Source organism: Pigmentiphaga kullae (assembly GCF_004216695.1).
Lineage (GTDB): Bacteria > Pseudomonadota > Gammaproteobacteria > Burkholderiales > Burkholderiaceae_B > Pigmentiphaga > Pigmentiphaga kullae.
Genome location: NZ_SGXC01000001.1, coordinates 1,960,021 through 1,974,311 on the forward strand (window position 1 = coordinate 1,960,021; position 14,291 = coordinate 1,974,311).

16 protein-coding genes are annotated in these 14,291 nt (G+C 69.4%); 8 read left to right on the forward strand and 8 right to left on the reverse strand.

Going from position 1 to position 14,291, the window contains the following annotated elements; genetic code table 11:
- Window positions 1-39 precede the first annotated feature (39 nt).
- Window positions 40-1,002, forward strand: a complete 963-nt coding sequence (locus tag EV675_RS09635; protein WP_165404517.1) for a Bug family tripartite tricarboxylate transporter substrate binding protein — start codon at window positions 40-42, stop codon at window positions 1,000-1,002.
- 54 nt (window positions 1,003-1,056) lie between these two features.
- Here EV675_RS09635 and EV675_RS09640 read toward each other — a convergent pair whose 3' ends face one another.
- The 8 genes from EV675_RS09640 to thiD all read right to left on the reverse strand — a co-directional run bounded on the left by EV675_RS09640 (window position 1,057) and on the right by thiD (window position 9,330).
- Window positions 1,057-2,169 carry a thiamine phosphate synthase gene (locus tag EV675_RS09640; protein WP_130357038.1) on the reverse strand — a complete coding sequence of 371 codons (1,113 nt, stop codon included), beginning with the start codon at window positions 2,167-2,169 and terminating at the stop codon, window positions 1,057-1,059.
- The gene (locus tag EV675_RS09645; RefSeq protein WP_423213224.1) at window positions 2,162-3,013 is read right to left on the reverse strand and encodes an ATP-binding protein; all 852 of its coding nucleotides are present in this window, start codon (window positions 3,011-3,013) and stop codon (window positions 2,162-2,164) included. Before EV675_RS09645 ends, EV675_RS09640 begins: the two co-directional genes overlap by 8 nt.
- Window positions 3,014-3,145: 132 nt before the next feature.
- On the reverse strand, window positions 3,146-4,576 hold the full coding sequence (locus EV675_RS09650) for a type II toxin-antitoxin system HipA family toxin (protein WP_130357040.1): 1,431 nt from the start codon (window positions 4,574-4,576) through the stop codon (window positions 3,146-3,148).
- Window positions 4,577-4,585: 9 nt separating this feature from the next.
- Window positions 4,586-4,927, reverse strand: a complete 342-nt coding sequence (locus EV675_RS09655; RefSeq protein WP_130357041.1) for a helix-turn-helix domain-containing protein — start codon at window positions 4,925-4,927, stop codon at window positions 4,586-4,588.
- Window positions 4,928-5,192: 265 nt separating this feature from the next.
- A complete protein-coding gene (argJ, locus tag EV675_RS09660; protein ID WP_130357042.1) occupies window positions 5,193-6,419 on the reverse strand; it encodes a bifunctional glutamate N-acetyltransferase/amino-acid acetyltransferase ArgJ in 1,227 nt (408 codons plus the stop codon).
- A 51-nt stretch (window positions 6,420-6,470) separates the two neighbouring features.
- Window positions 6,471-7,754 carry a glutamate-1-semialdehyde 2,1-aminomutase gene (gene hemL / locus EV675_RS09665; RefSeq protein WP_130357043.1) on the reverse strand — a complete coding sequence of 428 codons (1,284 nt, stop codon included), beginning with the start codon at window positions 7,752-7,754 and terminating at the stop codon, window positions 6,471-6,473.
- A 2-nt stretch (window positions 7,755-7,756) separates the two neighbouring features.
- Entirely contained in the window at window positions 7,757-8,440 is a 684-nt protein-coding gene (thiE, locus tag EV675_RS09670) for a thiamine phosphate synthase (protein WP_130357044.1), read from the reverse strand.
- Window positions 8,437-9,330: a bifunctional hydroxymethylpyrimidine kinase/phosphomethylpyrimidine kinase gene (thiD, locus tag EV675_RS09675; protein WP_130357045.1), complete on the reverse strand. Its 894-nt coding sequence runs from the start codon at window positions 9,328-9,330 to the stop codon at window positions 8,437-8,439. The genes thiE and thiD overlap by 4 nt, the downstream gene beginning before the upstream one ends.
- A gap of 136 nt (window positions 9,331-9,466) precedes the next feature.
- Between thiD and EV675_RS09680 the strand changes: the two genes are divergently transcribed.
- The 7 genes from EV675_RS09680 (at window position 9,467) to EV675_RS09710 (ending at window position 14,286) form a co-directional block, all read left to right on the forward strand.
- Window positions 9,467-9,631: a rubredoxin gene (locus EV675_RS09680; protein WP_087780643.1), complete on the forward strand. Its 165-nt coding sequence runs from the start codon at window positions 9,467-9,469 to the stop codon at window positions 9,629-9,631.
- A 27-nt stretch (window positions 9,632-9,658) separates the two neighbouring features.
- A complete protein-coding gene (locus tag EV675_RS09685) occupies window positions 9,659-10,225 on the forward strand; it encodes a YqgE/AlgH family protein (RefSeq protein ID WP_130357046.1) in 567 nt (188 codons plus the stop codon).
- Window positions 10,218-10,628: a Holliday junction resolvase RuvX gene (gene ruvX, locus EV675_RS09690; RefSeq protein WP_130357047.1), complete on the forward strand. Its 411-nt coding sequence runs from the start codon at window positions 10,218-10,220 to the stop codon at window positions 10,626-10,628. Before EV675_RS09685 ends, ruvX begins: the two co-directional genes overlap by 8 nt.
- A gap of 12 nt (window positions 10,629-10,640) precedes the next feature.
- Window positions 10,641-11,180, forward strand: a complete 540-nt coding sequence (pyrR, locus tag EV675_RS09695) for a bifunctional pyr operon transcriptional regulator/uracil phosphoribosyltransferase PyrR (protein WP_130357048.1) — start codon at window positions 10,641-10,643, stop codon at window positions 11,178-11,180.
- Window positions 11,125-12,120, forward strand: a complete 996-nt coding sequence (locus EV675_RS09700; RefSeq protein ID WP_130357049.1) for an aspartate carbamoyltransferase catalytic subunit — start codon at window positions 11,125-11,127, stop codon at window positions 12,118-12,120. Before pyrR ends, EV675_RS09700 begins: the two co-directional genes overlap by 56 nt.
- 3 nt (window positions 12,121-12,123) lie before the next feature.
- Entirely contained in the window at window positions 12,124-13,428 is a 1,305-nt protein-coding gene (locus tag EV675_RS09705) for a dihydroorotase (protein ID WP_130357050.1), read from the forward strand.
- A 96-nt stretch (window positions 13,429-13,524) separates the two neighbouring features.
- Window positions 13,525-14,286: a lysophospholipid acyltransferase family protein gene (locus tag EV675_RS09710; RefSeq protein WP_242621373.1), complete on the forward strand. Its 762-nt coding sequence runs from the start codon at window positions 13,525-13,527 to the stop codon at window positions 14,284-14,286.
- Window positions 14,287-14,291: the final 5 nt, after the last annotated feature.

Sequence of the window (14,291 nt, forward strand, 5' to 3'; positions counted from 1 at the left end):
AGGCCGGTGCCCGTCCGGCGCATGAAAACAGGAGACAGCATGAAGACACGCATCAAGACTCTTGCCGCGGCCCTGGCGCTGGCGGCGGTCCCGGCACTGGCGGCGCACGCCGATTATCCGGACCGGCCCATCAAGCTGGTGGTGCCGCACGGTCCCGGCGGCGTTGCCGACACCGTGTCGCGCATCTTCGCCGATGCCCTGGCGCGCGAGCTCAAGCAGCCGGTCATCGTCGAGAACAAGGCCGGCGCCAGCACCATGATAGGCGCCGACTACGTCGCCAAGGCCGCCCCGGACGGGTACACGCTGCTGATGGCGTCGGTGACCACGCTGTCGATCAACCCGTTCCTGTATCCCAACATCACCTATGACCCCAAGCGCGATTTCGCGCCGGTTTCCATGGTCGCGGCGCTGCCGTTCTACCTGATGGCCAGCCCCACGCTGGGCGTCAAGACCGTGAAGGATCTGGTCGCGCTGGCCAAGTCCCGGCCGGGCCAGCTCAACTACTCGTCGCCGGGGTCGGGCACGTCGCCGCATCTGGTGGGCGCGTTGTTCGCCTCCATGACCGGGGTCGACACCCAGCACGTGCCGTACAAGTCCACCGCCTCGGCCGAAGTCGACCTGAACGCCGGCCGCATCCATTTCGCCTTCACCGGCTCGGGCATGGCGCCGATCCGGTCGGGCCGGGTGATCGGCCTGGGCGTGACCAGCGGCGAACGCGTGGCGTCCATGCCCGAGCTGCCGACGCTGAAGGAGCAGGGTCTGGACCTGGAGGCGACCGTCTGGAACGGCGTGGTCGCGCCCGCCGGCACTTCGCCGGAGATCGTCGCCAAGCTGGCCGCCGCCTTCGCGCGGATCGCCCGGTCGCCGGACGTCAAGGAGAAGGTGCAGGCGCATGGCGGCATCACGGTGGGCAATACGCCCGCCGAGTTCAAGCGCCTGATCGATACCGAGGCCGCGCGTTGGGAGAAGGTGATCAAGGAGGCCAGCATCACCGTGCAGTGATGCGGCCGGGATCCAGGGTGCCGGCGGCGCTCGCCGCCGGCCCGGCGTCCGGGGTCAGCCGCCCCAGAAGCCGCTGATGCCCGCGATGCCGTGCGCGCCGTGCGCCACGGCCGTCGCGCGCGTGTCCGCGGATTGTCCGCCCAGCGCCAGCACCGGCAGGCCGGCATGCAGCGCCAGCGTGCCGAAGCTTTCCCAGCCCAGGCCGGGTTGGCCGGGATGCGAGGGCGTGGGCAGCACCGGGGCCAGCACCGCGAAGTCGGCGTCCAGCTGGCGCGCCCGCTCCAGTTCCGCGGCGTCGTGGGCCGATACGCCCAGCATCGCGCCGGGCGGCAGCGCGGGGCGCTGGGCCGGGACGTCGGCGGCGCGCAGGTGCAGGCCGTCGGCATCGGCGATCCAGTCGCGCGGGTGGGCACTGTTGACCAGCACCCGTGCGCCGGCCGAGCGGGCGCGCGCCACCACCTGTTCCAGCACCTGGCGCAACCCTTCGTCGGCCGCGCCGCCGGGCCAGCCCGGTTCGCGGAACTGGACCAGCTTCAGGCCCGCGGCCAGCGCGGCGTCCAGGCGTTGCAGGAAGGTGTCGACGTTGGCGGGCGCGCCGATGTTCGTGATGGCATAGGTATCGGGCACGTGCAGCCACCGCAGCGGCGGCAGCGTGGCCGGCAGCAGGGGGCCGATACGCGGTTCCAGCGCCAGTCCCAGCGCATCCTCCGGCGCCTGCGCGCGCGCCTGGGCCGCTTCCAGGTCGGTGGGCTGCTCGCCCCGGGCGATGCGCGCTTCCAGCGCCTGCAGCCGTTCCTCGTGATCGCGCCTTGCCGCCCGCACCTCGGCCTCGCTCGCATCCCGTATCCGCCCCCATTGCAGGGCCTGCGACTCCAGCCCCCGAGGTTCGCCTTCCCAGCGCGTGACGCGGCAGAAATACAGCCTGACGGTGGCGTGCGAGTAGGCGTGCACGTGCGTGACCCAGGTCGACGATTCCAGCACCGTCACCCCCAGCTCTTCCTTCAGCTCGCGCGCCAGTGCCTGCAATATCGTCTCGCCCGGCTCCAGCTTGCCGCCGGGCAGCTCCCACCACCCCGCATAAGGCTTGCCTTCGGGCCGCTGCCCCAGCAGCAGACTGCCGTCCGGCCGCAGCATCACGCCCACCGCGACATCGACGATCTTAGTCATTCCGCGCTGCCCAGTCTTTCGCGAATTGCCAGGCGACCCGGCCCGAGCGCGAGCCGCGCTCCAGCGTCCATTGCAGCGCTTCGGTACGGGACCTGGCGATGGACTCCTCGCTGCATCCCAGCTCGCGCAGCCAGTGCGCGACGATGTCCAGGTAGTCGTCCTGCTTGAACGGATAGAACGACAGCCACAGGCCGAAGCGCTCGGACAGCGAGATCTTTTCCTCGACGGTCTCACCGGGATGGATCTCGCCGTCGCTCTGGTGCTTGGCCTGCAGGTTCTCGTGCATGTATTCCGGCATCAGGTGGCGCCGGTTGGACGTGGCGTAGATCAGCACGTTCTGGGTCGAGGCGGCGATGGAGCCGTCCAGCACCGACTTGAGCGCCTTGTAGCCGGCCTCGCCTTCCTCGAACGACAGGTCGTCGGCGAAGATCAGGAAGCGCTCGGGCCGCTCGGCCACGGTCTCGACGATTTCCTGCAGGTCGCCCAGGTCGCTCTTGTCGACCTCGATCAGGCGCAGGCCGCGGTCGCCATGGGCGGCCAGCATGGCCTTCACCAGCGAACTCTTGCCGGTGCCGCGCGCGCCCGTCATCAGCACGTTGTTGGCCGGCTTGCCTTCCAGGAACTGCACCGTGTTGCGGTTGATCACGTCCTTCTGGCGATCGATGTGCTGGAGGTCGTCCATGTCGATGCGCGCGATGTGCCGCACCGGCTCCAGCCAGCCCCGCGTTCCGCGCTTGCGCCAGCGGAAGGCGTGGGAATTCCAGTCCACGGGAGGCGGGGCGGGGGGCAGCCAGGCTTCGAGCTGGGCGAGAACGCCCTCGGCGCGTTTCAGGAAAGAGGCCAGATCGACAGGTGGGGAGGACTCGTTCGGCACAGCGGCGTTCCTATCTTCGGCCGGCGCCGCGCGGGCCCCGGATCGTGTTCTTGAACGATGGATACCGGCCCGGGCGGGCAGGCCGCACGGGCCGGTATCCATCTACGGCATCGGGTATTGCACCATTTTTTTCAATGGTGCGCCCGGCGGGGCGGGCGGACGTCGTCGCAACTCGCGTTCCAATTCCGGGCTGGCGATGTCGCTCAAGGGGCGGATGGCCTGCTCCAGCGTGCGGATGAGCGTAGGTGTGGCACCGTGCGCTTCGAATACTTGCTTCCAGCCGCGTACGGCACCCCATACGCGGCGGATCACGCCCAGCGCGGCGGGCTTGTCGGGAACGAAAGCCGCGAACTCGCTCATGGCGTTGTCCAGTGTGGCGAGCTTTCCTTGCAGGCCCACGCTCAGGTGCAGCCGGCGCTCTCGCGCGACCGTCGGACGCGGGACGACGTCATAGAGCGGACTCAGCCGCCAACCGGACAATTGGGCGTCATAGGAGAAGGCGTGATTGCGCAGATGGTCGTCATCGTTGTTGATGAAGATATTCAGTGCCATCCTGGCGAACAATTCTTCGTTGTCGGCCGCGATGCAGGCAGGCGCCACCTGTTCGCGTATGGTCTGTGCAAGATCCCTGTAGCCTTTGGCCGCGGAGTCCATCTCCGGACATCCCATCATCGTCAGCGCGCTGGCTTGGGGGATACGCCCCTCGGTGAAACCGACCTGGGGCCGGGAGTCATAGCCGCGAGAGCCGACCGGCAAGGGTTGGCCGGCCGGCGCCCAGTAGCGATCGAAGCGGCGCACCAGCAGCACGCGCTGGACTCCGACGGCGAGGACTCGCAGCGGTGGCACAGTGAGGCCTGCCGCGCGAGCCAGGTCCAGGGCGCCGGCTTCGACGATAGCCATGTCGTAGGCGTCGTTTCGCGCGGGGAATTTGGCCAGCCACAGCACGCCGTCCTCGTCGCGCAAGGACGCCTTCGGGCGTGCCCCGCCCGCCGAGGGAGCGCCGCCCAGGTACGGAATGAGATGGCCGGGGACGGGCTCGCCCGCGTCCACGGCGGCAGCGGCTTGCAGCAGATACCGTAGGCTCGCTAGATTCCCGGCCGGATTTCGGGTCGGTGCATCCAGCGCTTCACGTACGTCAAGCGCGCCCACGCGATCGCTGCCCGCTTCAAGCAGATAGGTGAACTCGTCCAGGCTGTTGGGCGCGGCGTTCAGCCGCGCTTCGATGACGCGCCGGCCCCAGGCGTCGGGGGCGGCGTCACGGATGCCGCCGAATTCATCCAGTCCGGCCGATGGATACCAGCGTGTACCGGGACGTTCCCGCGCTCGCGCCAGGCTCAACGCGCGAGGGTCGACATCGAAGGCCTCCGGGCGCTTTAGATAGCGCAAGCCGTAGGCGAAGCTCATGACCTGCTGGTCCGAAGCCGCGCGTTCCTTGTCCAGCAGCCCCGCAGGCACGAAATGGTGCCGGTGGTCGGCATGGTCGGCGATGTGGGCGAAGATCGCGACGCGGTCGTGGGAGCGACGGGGGGGCAAGGTCAGTCCTCAAAAGTCCAGGTCGCGCAGCTCGTTCCTGGTCGCGGCGCGCACGCGTTGCGGGAGCTTGCGCGCGTGCAGGGCGATCAGGGCGGGCGCCTCGCCCGACAACAGGGCTAACAGCGAGACGTCCGGCGCCATCGCATGGATGTACCGCAGAACCTGGGCAAGGGTGCGGCCGGGGTCGCCTTTTTCGATCAGCACGGCGGTGGAGCGCGAGACGCCCGCGCGCGCGGCGACGTCGGCCTGGCGCAGCTTCAGCCCCTGGCGCAATTGGGTGATCCGTTCGCCCAGCAAGCGTGCCTCGGTCACCCGGCCATCAGGCAGCAGCGGAGTTTCGTCGCGTTTCATGTCTGCAATATTAGTCCTAAAATAACTTAAGGACCGAAATTGCAGACATATTCTCAAAAATCAAAAAAGACCGCAATATCAGTCCTTAATAGATATAAGGACTGATATTGCGGTCTTTTAATCCAGAATGCGGAGGATCCGGCTTTGCCGGTCCTCGCGCATTGCCCCCTTGAGGGGGCGCCCGAAGGGCGTAGGGGGTGGGCTTCCCTTCCGGTCCTCGCGCATTGCCCCCTCGAGGGGGCGCCCGAAGGGCGTAGGGGGGCCTCTACGACCTATAGTCGGCGTTGATGCTCACGTACTCATGCGAGAAATCGCAGGTGTACACCGTCTCGGTCACTTTCCCCCGGCCCAGCGAGATGCGCACGGCGATCTCGGCCTGCTTCATCACGCGCTGGCCGTCTTCTTCCCGGTAGTCGGGATTGCGTCCTCCATTCTTCGCCACCCACACGTCGTCCAGCCACAGGTTGACCCGGCCCACATCCAGGTCGTCGATGCCGGCGTAGCCGATGGCCGCCAGGATGCGTCCCAGGTTGGGGTCCGAGGCATAGAACGCGGTCTTGACCAGCGGCGAATGCGCCACCGAATAGGCGACCTTGAGCGCCTCTTCCTGGCTGCCGGCGTCCTCGACCCGGATGGTCATGAACTTGGTCGCCCCTTCGGCGTCGCGCACGATCAGTTGCGCCAGTTTGGTCGCCGCGGCCTTCAGCGTGGCCAGCAGCTCGGGGTAGAGCGGATCCGATTCGGACTCGATGCGCAGGCCGGCGCGGCCGGTCGCGGCGATGATGAAGGAGTCGTTGGTGGAGGTGTCGCCGTCCACCGTGATGCGGTTGAACGAGACGTCGGCGACCTGGCCTGCCATGCGCTTGAGCAGGGCCGGGGCGATGGCGGCGTCGGTGGCCAGGAAGCCCAGCATGGTCGCCATGTTGGGGCGGATCATGCCGGCGCCCTTGCTGATGCCGGTCAGGGTGATCGGGTGGCCGCCGATGTTGGCCCTGCTGGACACGATCTTGGGCAGCGTGTCGGTGGTCATGATGCCGTGCGCGGCCTCGGTCCAGTTGCCGGGCGCCAGCGCCTTGACGGCGGCCGGCAGGCCGGCCTCGATGCGGTCCACCGGCAGCGGCTCCAGGATCACGCCGGTCGAGAAAGGCAGGACCTGGCGCGGATCCAGGCCCAGCAGCTTCGCCAGCGCGTCGCAGGTGGCGCGGGCGGCGGCCAGGCCGGGCTCGCCCGTGCCGGCGTTGGCATTGCCGGTGTTGACGACCATGGCGCGGATGGGCAGCGATTGCGCCAGGTGTTCCTCGCATACCTGCACCGGCGCGGCGCGGAAGCGGTTGCGCGTGAAGACGCCGGCCACGCTGGTGCCTTCGGCCAGCCGGAAAACGGTCAGGTCGCGGCGGCCGGCCTTGCGGATGCCGGCTTCGGTGACGCCGATTTCGACGCCGTCCACCGGGAAGACGAGTTCGGGAGCGGGAATGTGCAGATTGACGGCCATGGCTGTCCTCGCGGAGCGGAAGGAGCGGGGCGCGGCCTGCGCCCCGCCGGATCAGGGATTGAGTTCGGCGAAGGCTTCGCCGGCGATGGCGACGGTACGGGCGATGACGTCGTCGTCGTGGGCGATCGAGACGAAGCCGGCCTCGAACGCCGACGGCGCGAAGCTCACGCCGCGCACCAGCGCGGCGTGGAAGAACTTGTTGAACGCGGCGGTATCCGAGGCCGAGACCTCGGCCAGCGTGGTCGGCACCGTATCGCGGAAGTACAGGCCGAACATGCCGCCCACGTGGTCGGCGCTGAAGGGCACGCCCGCGCTGGCGGCCGCCGCGCGCAGGCCCTGCACCAGCTTGCCGGTTTGGGCTTCCAGCTTTTCGTAGAAGCCCGGCTCGGCCAGCAGGCGCAGGGTGGTCAGGCCCGCGGCCACGGCCACGGGGTTGCCCGACAGCGTGCCGGCCTGGTAGACCCCGCCCAGCGGGGCGATGTGGGCCATGATGTCGCGCCGGCCGCCGAAGGCGCCGATGGGCATGCCGCCGCCGATGACCTTGGCCAGGGTGGTCAGGTCGGGCACGATGCCGGTGCGGCCCTGCACCCCCTGCGGGCCGACGCGAAAGCCGGTCATGACCTCGTCGAAGATCAGCACCGCGCCGTGGCGGGTGCATTGGTCGCGCAGCGCCTGCAGGAAGCCGGTCACGGGCTGGACCAGGTTCATGTTGCCCGCCACGGGCTCGACGATGACACAGGCGATCTCGTCGCCGTACTGCTTGAATGCGGCTTCCACGCCGGCGATGTCGTTGTAGTCCAGCACCAGGGTGTGCGAGGTGAACTCGGGCGGCACGCCGGCCGAGGTCGGGTTGCCGAAGGTCAGCAGGCCCGAGCCGGCCTTCACCAGCAGGCTGTCGGCATGGCCGTGGTAGCACCCCTCGAACTTGATGATCTTGGCCCGGCCGGTGTAGCCGCGGGCCAGCCGGATCGCGCTCATGGTGGCCTCGGTGCCCGAGCTGACCAGGCGCACCTGTTCGATCGAGGGCAGGCGGTGCACGAGCATCTCGGCCAGTTCGATCTCGGCCTCGGTGGGGGCGCCGAACGACAGGCCGTTGACGGCGGCCTCCTGCACGGCCCGGATCACTTCCGGATGGGCGTGGCCCAGGATGGCCGGGCCCCAGGAGCCCACGTAGTCGATGTACTGCTTCTTGTCGGCATCCCAGGTGTAGGGACCGGCGGCGCGTTCGATGAAGGGCGGGGTGCCGCCCACCGAGCGGAAGGCGCGCACCGGCGAATTGACGCCGCCGGGAATGGTGCGGCAGGCGCGTTCGAAGAGTTCTGCGTTGCGGATCATGGTCATGCCTTGGTGGGATTGCCGGCGGGGTCCTCGGCCCAGGCCTGGGCGAAGGCCCGCGCGGCGGCTTCGATGTCGTCGGCGCCGAACAGCGCGGTGATCACGGCCAGCGCGTCGGCGCCCGCCGCCACGGCCAGCCCGGCGTTGGCGGGCGTGATGCCGCCGATCGCCACGATGGCGGGCCGGGTGCCGTCGGGCCGCCGCAGGCCGCGCGCCTCGGTCAGGCAGGACAGCGGGGCGCGCACGGCCGCGGGTTTGGTGGGCGAGTCGAACACGGCGCCGAAGGCCACGTGGTCGGCGCCGGCGGCCAGCGCGGCGCGGGCGCGCCCGGGTTCGTCGTAGCAGGAGGCGCCGATCAGCAGCGCCGGTCCGCCGGCCTGGCGGGCCGGGGCGATGTCGCCGTCCTCGCGACCCAGGTGGACGCCGTCGGCGCCGGCTTCGATGGCCAGCCGCCAGTCGTCGTTGATGATCAGCAGCACGTCCAGGCGGTCGCAGGCGGCGCGCAAGGCGCGCGCCTGTTCCAGCCGCTTGGCCGGCTCGGCCAGCTTGCGGCGCAGCTGCACGGCGCGCAGCCCGCCGCGGGCGGCCGCTTCCACGGCGGCCACCAGCCGGGCGGTGTCGTCCCATTCGGGCGTGATGCCGTACAGGCCGCGCAGGGGGTGGGCCAGGGCCGGATCGGGACTCATGGCGTGGGCTCCTCGGTGGAATCGGGCGCGGCCTCGTCGCCGGCCGCCGCCTGTTCGCCCTGCTTGGCCCAGAAGAAGCGGTCGGGCAGCAGCCGGCCCATGCCGGGCTGGAAGCCCGAGGCCAGCGCCTGCCACGTGTATTCCTGGGCCTCGGCCGTGGCGTCGCGCACGTCCATGCCGCTGGCCAGCAGGGCGGCCAGCGCGGCCGACAGGGTGGGGCCGGCGCCGCGGAAATTGCCGGGCAGCCGGGGCCAGCGGTATTCGCCCGCGGGTTCGGCGGCGTTGTCGCCGCCGCCGCGCAGCGTGTTGACCACGATGTCGCCGGGCTGGTGCAGGCCGGTGGCCAGCACCCAGGCGGCGCCCCGGCGCAGCAGCGCCTGGGCGGCGGTCTCGTCGGCCGAGTCCAGGTCCAGCAGGCCGTCCGCCACCAGTTGCTCCAGCCGCAGGCTGTCGGCCACGACCAGGGTCGCCTGGGGTACCAGCAGTTCGATGGTGGCGGCCATGATTTCCTCGGCCGAGTCCTCGGTTTCGGCGTCGTCCGCGTCCGGGGGATCGGCCCCCAGGTGCAGCACGACCGGCACGGCCGAGTAGTCGGCCAGGATCTCGGCCACGGCCGACACCGCCTCGGCCGAGAATAGCCCGCCGATCTTGAAGGCACGCACCGGCATGTCCTCCAGCAGGCTGCGGGCCTGGTCGTCGATCCATTCGGGCGCGACGGCTTCGCCGTCCTCCAGGCCGGCCGAGTCCTGCACGGTGTAGCCGGTCAGCACGGTCAGCGCATGGCATCCCATGCTGGCACAGGTCAGCAGGTCGGCCTGGATACCCCCGCCGGCGCTGGGGTCGGAGGGGGCGAAGGTCAGAACGAGGGGTGGCGTGGGAGCGGCTGGCAACGAAAAGTCTCGAAAGGCAGGGTCGTCCGGCGGGGATCCGGGCGAGGCCCACGGTGTTTCGGTAAGATGCGAGATTCTAATGGATGCCCGATGGTTCCCGGTTCGCGGGGGCGGGGCTTGGTAAGATTGAACGACGATGCGTACCTGGATGTGTCTGATTTGCGGCTGGATCTACGACGAGGCAGCCGGCCTGCCGGAAGAGGGTATTCCTCCCGGCACCAAGTGGGAAGACGTGCCGCCCAATTGGGTTTGTCCCGAATGCGGCGCCCGCAAGGAAGATTTTGAGATGGTCGAGATCTGACCCGCCCCGGGCGTTTACAATTCAGGTATGAGCGAACGCGCCAATATCGATCTCACGAATCAGTTCCTGATCGCCATGCCCGCCATGGCCGACCCGAACTTTGCCGGCGCGGTCATCTACGTATGCGAACACACCCCCAAGGGGGCGCTGGGCCTGGTCATCAACCGTCCCACCGACCTGACCCTGGCGGGCCTGTTCGAGCGGATCGAGCTGTCGCTGGACGATTCCCCGCAGGCGGAAGCCCCGGTGTTCTTCGGCGGACCGGTCCAGACCGACCGCGGCTTCGTGCTGCACGCCCCGGTGGGCGACTACAACTCCTCCATCAAGGTCGGCGACCTGGCCCTGACCACCTCGCGCGACGTGCTGCAGGCGGTGTCCGACGGCCAGGGGCCGGGCAAGCTGCTGGTCACCCTGGGCTACGCGGGGTGGGGCGCGGGCCAGCTCGAGGACGAGATCTCCGAGAACGCCTGGCTCAGCGTGTCGGCGTCGTCCGACATCATCTTCAACGTTCCGCCTGCCGACCGTTTCGACGCCGCGCTGGCGCTGCTGGGCATCGCCCCGATCATGCTGGCGGGCGAAGCCGGCCATGCCTGACGAAACGCTGCTCGCCTTCGACTACGGAACCCAGTTCATCGGCGTTGCCGTCGGCAATACGCTGACCGGCCACGCGCGTCCGCTGGAAGTCATCGCCAACACCACGCGCGAGGCGCGCTTCGGCCGCATCGAGCAATTGCTGAGCGAATGGCAGCCGTCCCGCCTGGTGGTGGGCCTGGCGCTGGACGCCGACGGCGGCGAGCAGCCCATGACGGCCCTGTGCCGGCGTTTCGCCAACCAGTTGAACGGCCGTTACGGGCTGCCCGTGGAACTGGTGGACGAGCGCGGCACCAGCCTGGCCGCCCAGTCCGAGATGGGGGCGGCCGGCCGCGGGCTGCGCGTGGACGCGGTGGCCGCCGCCATCATCCTGCAAAGCTACTTCGACACGCCCCGTTCTCCCTGATCCGAGACTGCCATGAATCCAACCCCTCCCAACCTCGACGCCGAGGCGCTGTATGCGCGGCTGCGCGACGCCGTGCGCCAGTTGCTGGGCACGCTGCCGGCCGACCGCACCCATTTGGTCGGCATCCATTCCGGGGGATCGTGGATAGCCGAGCGGCTGCACCGCGACCTCGGCCTGCCCGAGGCGCCGGGCAAGCTGGACATCAGTTTCTACCGCGACGACTTCGCGCGCATCGGCCTGCATCCCCAGGTCAAGCCTTCCGACATCGCTTTCGACGTGGACGACAAGCACCTGGTCCTGATCGACGACGTGCTCTACACCGGCCGCACCCTGCGCGCGGCCATGAACGAGCTGTTCGACTATGGGCGCCCGGCGTCCATCCGGCTGGCCGTGCTGGTGGACCGGGGCGGGCGCGAGCTGCCCGTGGCGGCCGACTTCGCCGCGGCCACCGTCGACCTGGCGCCGGGACAAAGCCTCGTGCTGTCGCGCGCCGGGGATGCCTTCAAGATCGATTTCGAAACCCTGCCGCCCCAGGAGCCGCACCATGCGTAACCCGCAGCTCAACAGCAACGGCGAACTCACCCACCTGTTGACCGTGGAGGGATTGCCGCGCGCGATCCTGAACCAGATCCTCGACACCGCGGAGTCGTTCGTGCCGCTGGCCGATCGCGAGATCAAGAAAGTGCCGCTGCTGCGCGGCAAGAGCGTGTTCAACCTGTTCTTCGAGAACTCCACGCGCACGCGCACGACGTTCGAGATCGCGGCCAAGCGCCTGTCGGCCGACGTCTACAACCTGAACATCAACGCCTCGTCGGCCAGCAAGGGCGAGTCGCTGCTGGACACCATCAACAACCTGTCGGCCATGCAGGCCGACCTGTTCGTGGTGCGGCACGCCTCCAGCGGCGCGCCGCACCTGATCGCCCAGCACGTGGCGCCCCACGTGCACGTGATCAACGCCGGCGACGGCCGCCACGCGCACCCGACCCAGGGGCTGCTGGACATGTACACCATCCGCCACTACAAGAAGGACTTCACCAAGCTCACGGTGGCGATCGTCGGCGACATCCTGCACTCGCGCGTGGCCCGCTCCGACATCCACGCGCTGACCACGCTGGGCGTGCCCGAGGTGCGGGCCATCGGCCCGCTGACGCTGCTGCCTTCCGGCCTCGAGCAGATGGGCGTGCGCGTGTTCACCGACATGGCCGAAGGCCTCAAGGGCGTGGACGTGATCATCATGCTGCGCCTGCAGAACGAGCGCATGCGCGGCGCGCTGCTGCCCTCGGCGCAGGAATACTTCAAGCACTACGGCCTGACGCAGGAGAAGCTCGCGCTGGCCAAGCCCGATGCGATCGTCATGCATCCCGGACCGATGAACCGCGGCGTGGAGATCGACTCCCCGGTGGCCGACGGCAAGCAGGCCGTCATCCTGAACCAGGTCACGTTCGGCATCGCGGTCCGCATGGCCGTCATGAGCATCGTCGCAGGAGCCTGACCCATGAAAATCCATATCCAGGGCGGCCGCCTGATCGACCCGGCCAACGGCGTGGACGCCGTCAACGACATCTACATCGCCGCGGGGCGCGTGGTCGGCATCGGCCAGGCGCCGGCGGGCTTCGTGCCCAATCGCCTGATCGATGCGCGGGGCCTGGCGGTCCTGCCTGGCCTGGTGGACCTGTCCGCCCGGCTGCGCGAGCCCGGCTTCGAGCACCGCGCCACGCTGGAATCCGAACTGCAGGCGGCGCTGGCCGGCGGCGTGACCAGCCTGGTGCTGCCGCCCGACACCGATCCGGTGCTGGACGAGCCCGGACTGGTCGAGATGCTCAAGCACCGCGCGCGCCAGCTCAACCAGTCGCACGTCTACCCGTTGGGCGCGATGACGGTCGGCCTGAAGGGCGAGATCATCACCGAGATGGCCGAGCTGACCGAGGCCGGCTGCGTGGCGTTCTCGCAGGCCGACGCGCACATCGCCGACACCAACGTGCTGCTGCGCGCCATGCAGTACGCCCGCACCTTCGACTACGCGCTGTGGCTGCGTCCGGAAGACCCGTGGCTGGCCCGCGAAGGCGTGGCCGCCAGCGGCGCCATGGCCTCGCGCCTGGGCCTGGCCGGCATTCCCGAGCAGGCCGAGACCATCGCCCTGCACACGCTGTTCGAACTGCAGCGCGCCACCCGTGCGCGCCTGCACCTGTGCCGCATCTCCAGCGCCGCCGGCATCGAGCTGGTGCGCCGCGCCCGCGCCGAGGGCCTGCCGGTGACCTGCGACGTCAGCGCCCACCACGTGCATCTGACCGACGTCGACATCGGCTACTTCGACGCGCATTGCCGGCTGACGCCGCCGCTGCGCGGCCAGCGCGACCGCGACGCCATCCAGGCCGCCCTGGCGGACGGCACCATCGATGCGATCTGCTCGGACCACACGCCGGTGGACGAGGACTACAAACTGTTGCCCTTCGGCGAGGCCGAGCCCGGCGCCACGGGCCTGGAACTGCTGTTGTCGCTGGCGCTGAAATGGGCCCGCGACACCGATCTGCCTGTCGCGCGCGCGGTGGCGCGGGTCACCAGCGAACCCGCCCGGGTCCTGGGCACCAGGGTGCTGGCCTCGTGCGGGCAACTGGGCGCCGGGGCGCTGGCCGATCTCTGCCTGGTCGACCTGGACGCGCACTGGCTGGTCAGCGAAGACAGCTTGCAAAGCCAGGGCAAGCACACGCCGTTCCTGGGCATGGAGTTGCCCGGCAAGGTCCGCATGACCATCGTCGCCGGTCACGTGGCCTACGAATCGTGTCCCCCCCCTACGCGCTGACGCGCGCCCCCCAGGGGGCGGCACTGGCGGACCGGCAAAGCCGGATCCGCTGTGCCCTGGATCAGAGCGTGCAGCTTCGCACGCGGAGACACTGACGTGATTGCTTGGTTGCGCTTTATTGCCCACCTGCTGCGGTTCTCGCTGCGTTTCCTGCTCGTCACGTTGTGGGTGATATTCGGCCTCATCGTGCTGGCCACGGTGTTCCGGCGGTTCGAGGTGGCACAGCGCGACCGGATCAACAACTGGTGGTCCCGCTGGCTGCTGCGCTGGTGCGGCGTGCGGGTCTATGTCAGCGGCCATCCGCCCGTGGACGGCGCCGCCTTGCTGATCGCCAACCACGTGTCGTGGCTGGACATCTACGCGCTCAGCAGCGTGCGCTGCACCATCTTCGTCGGCAAACAGGAACTGCGTTCCTGGCCGGTGCTGGGCTGGCTGATCGCCGGGGTCGGCACGGTGTTCATCGAACGCGGCAACCGGCGCGCGCTGCATCACGTGGCCCAGGCCATGCGTGAACGGTTCGACCGGGGGCAATTGATCGGACTGTTCCCAGAGGGGACCACCTCCGATGGTTTCGATGTGCTGCCTTTCCACGCCGCCCTGTTCGAACCCGCGCGGCGTGCCGGCGTGCCGGTGCTGCCGGTGGCGCTGCGCTATCTCCATCATGGCGCGCGCAGCACCTTGCCTTCCTATGTGGGCGAGGAAACGCTGATGGGCAATGCCTGGCGGGTACTGGGCTCGACCGGCGTGGCGGTGCAGGTCGTCTACCTGCCGCCCATCACGGCCGAGAACGGCGACGAGGACCACCGCCATGCGATGGCGGCGCGGGTGCGGGAAGCCATACGGGCCGAGGTGCGCTAGGCGGA

Excerpts from the sequence above, each read along its gene's own strand:
- EV675_RS09635 (WP_165404517.1), top strand. The coding sequence starts at position 40 with ATGAAGACACGCATCAAGACTCTTGCCGCGGCCCTGGCGCTGGCGGCG.
- EV675_RS09640 (WP_130357038.1), bottom strand. The coding sequence starts at position 2,169 with ATGACTAAGATCGTCGATGTCGCGGTGGGCGTGATGCTGCGGCCGGAC.
- EV675_RS09655 (WP_130357041.1), bottom strand. The coding sequence starts at position 4,927 with ATGAAACGCGACGAAACTCCGCTGCTGCCTGATGGCCGGGTGACCGAG.
- argJ (WP_130357042.1), bottom strand. The coding sequence starts at position 6,419 with ATGGCCGTCAATCTGCACATTCCCGCTCCCGAACTCGTCTTCCCGGTG.
- hemL (WP_130357043.1), bottom strand. The coding sequence starts at position 7,754 with ATGATCCGCAACGCAGAACTCTTCGAACGCGCCTGCCGCACCATTCCC.
- thiE (WP_130357044.1), bottom strand. The coding sequence starts at position 8,440 with ATGAGTCCCGATCCGGCCCTGGCCCACCCCCTGCGCGGCCTGTACGGC.
- EV675_RS09680 (WP_087780643.1), top strand. The coding sequence starts at position 9,467 with ATGCGTACCTGGATGTGTCTGATTTGCGGCTGGATCTACGACGAGGCA.
- EV675_RS09685 (WP_130357046.1), top strand. The coding sequence starts at position 9,659 with ATGAGCGAACGCGCCAATATCGATCTCACGAATCAGTTCCTGATCGCC.
- ruvX (WP_130357047.1), top strand. The coding sequence starts at position 10,218 with ATGCCTGACGAAACGCTGCTCGCCTTCGACTACGGAACCCAGTTCATC.
- pyrR (WP_130357048.1), top strand. The coding sequence starts at position 10,641 with ATGAATCCAACCCCTCCCAACCTCGACGCCGAGGCGCTGTATGCGCGG.
- EV675_RS09700 (WP_130357049.1), top strand. The coding sequence starts at position 11,125 with ATGCCTTCAAGATCGATTTCGAAACCCTGCCGCCCCAGGAGCCGCACC.
- EV675_RS09705 (WP_130357050.1), top strand. The coding sequence starts at position 12,124 with ATGAAAATCCATATCCAGGGCGGCCGCCTGATCGACCCGGCCAACGGC.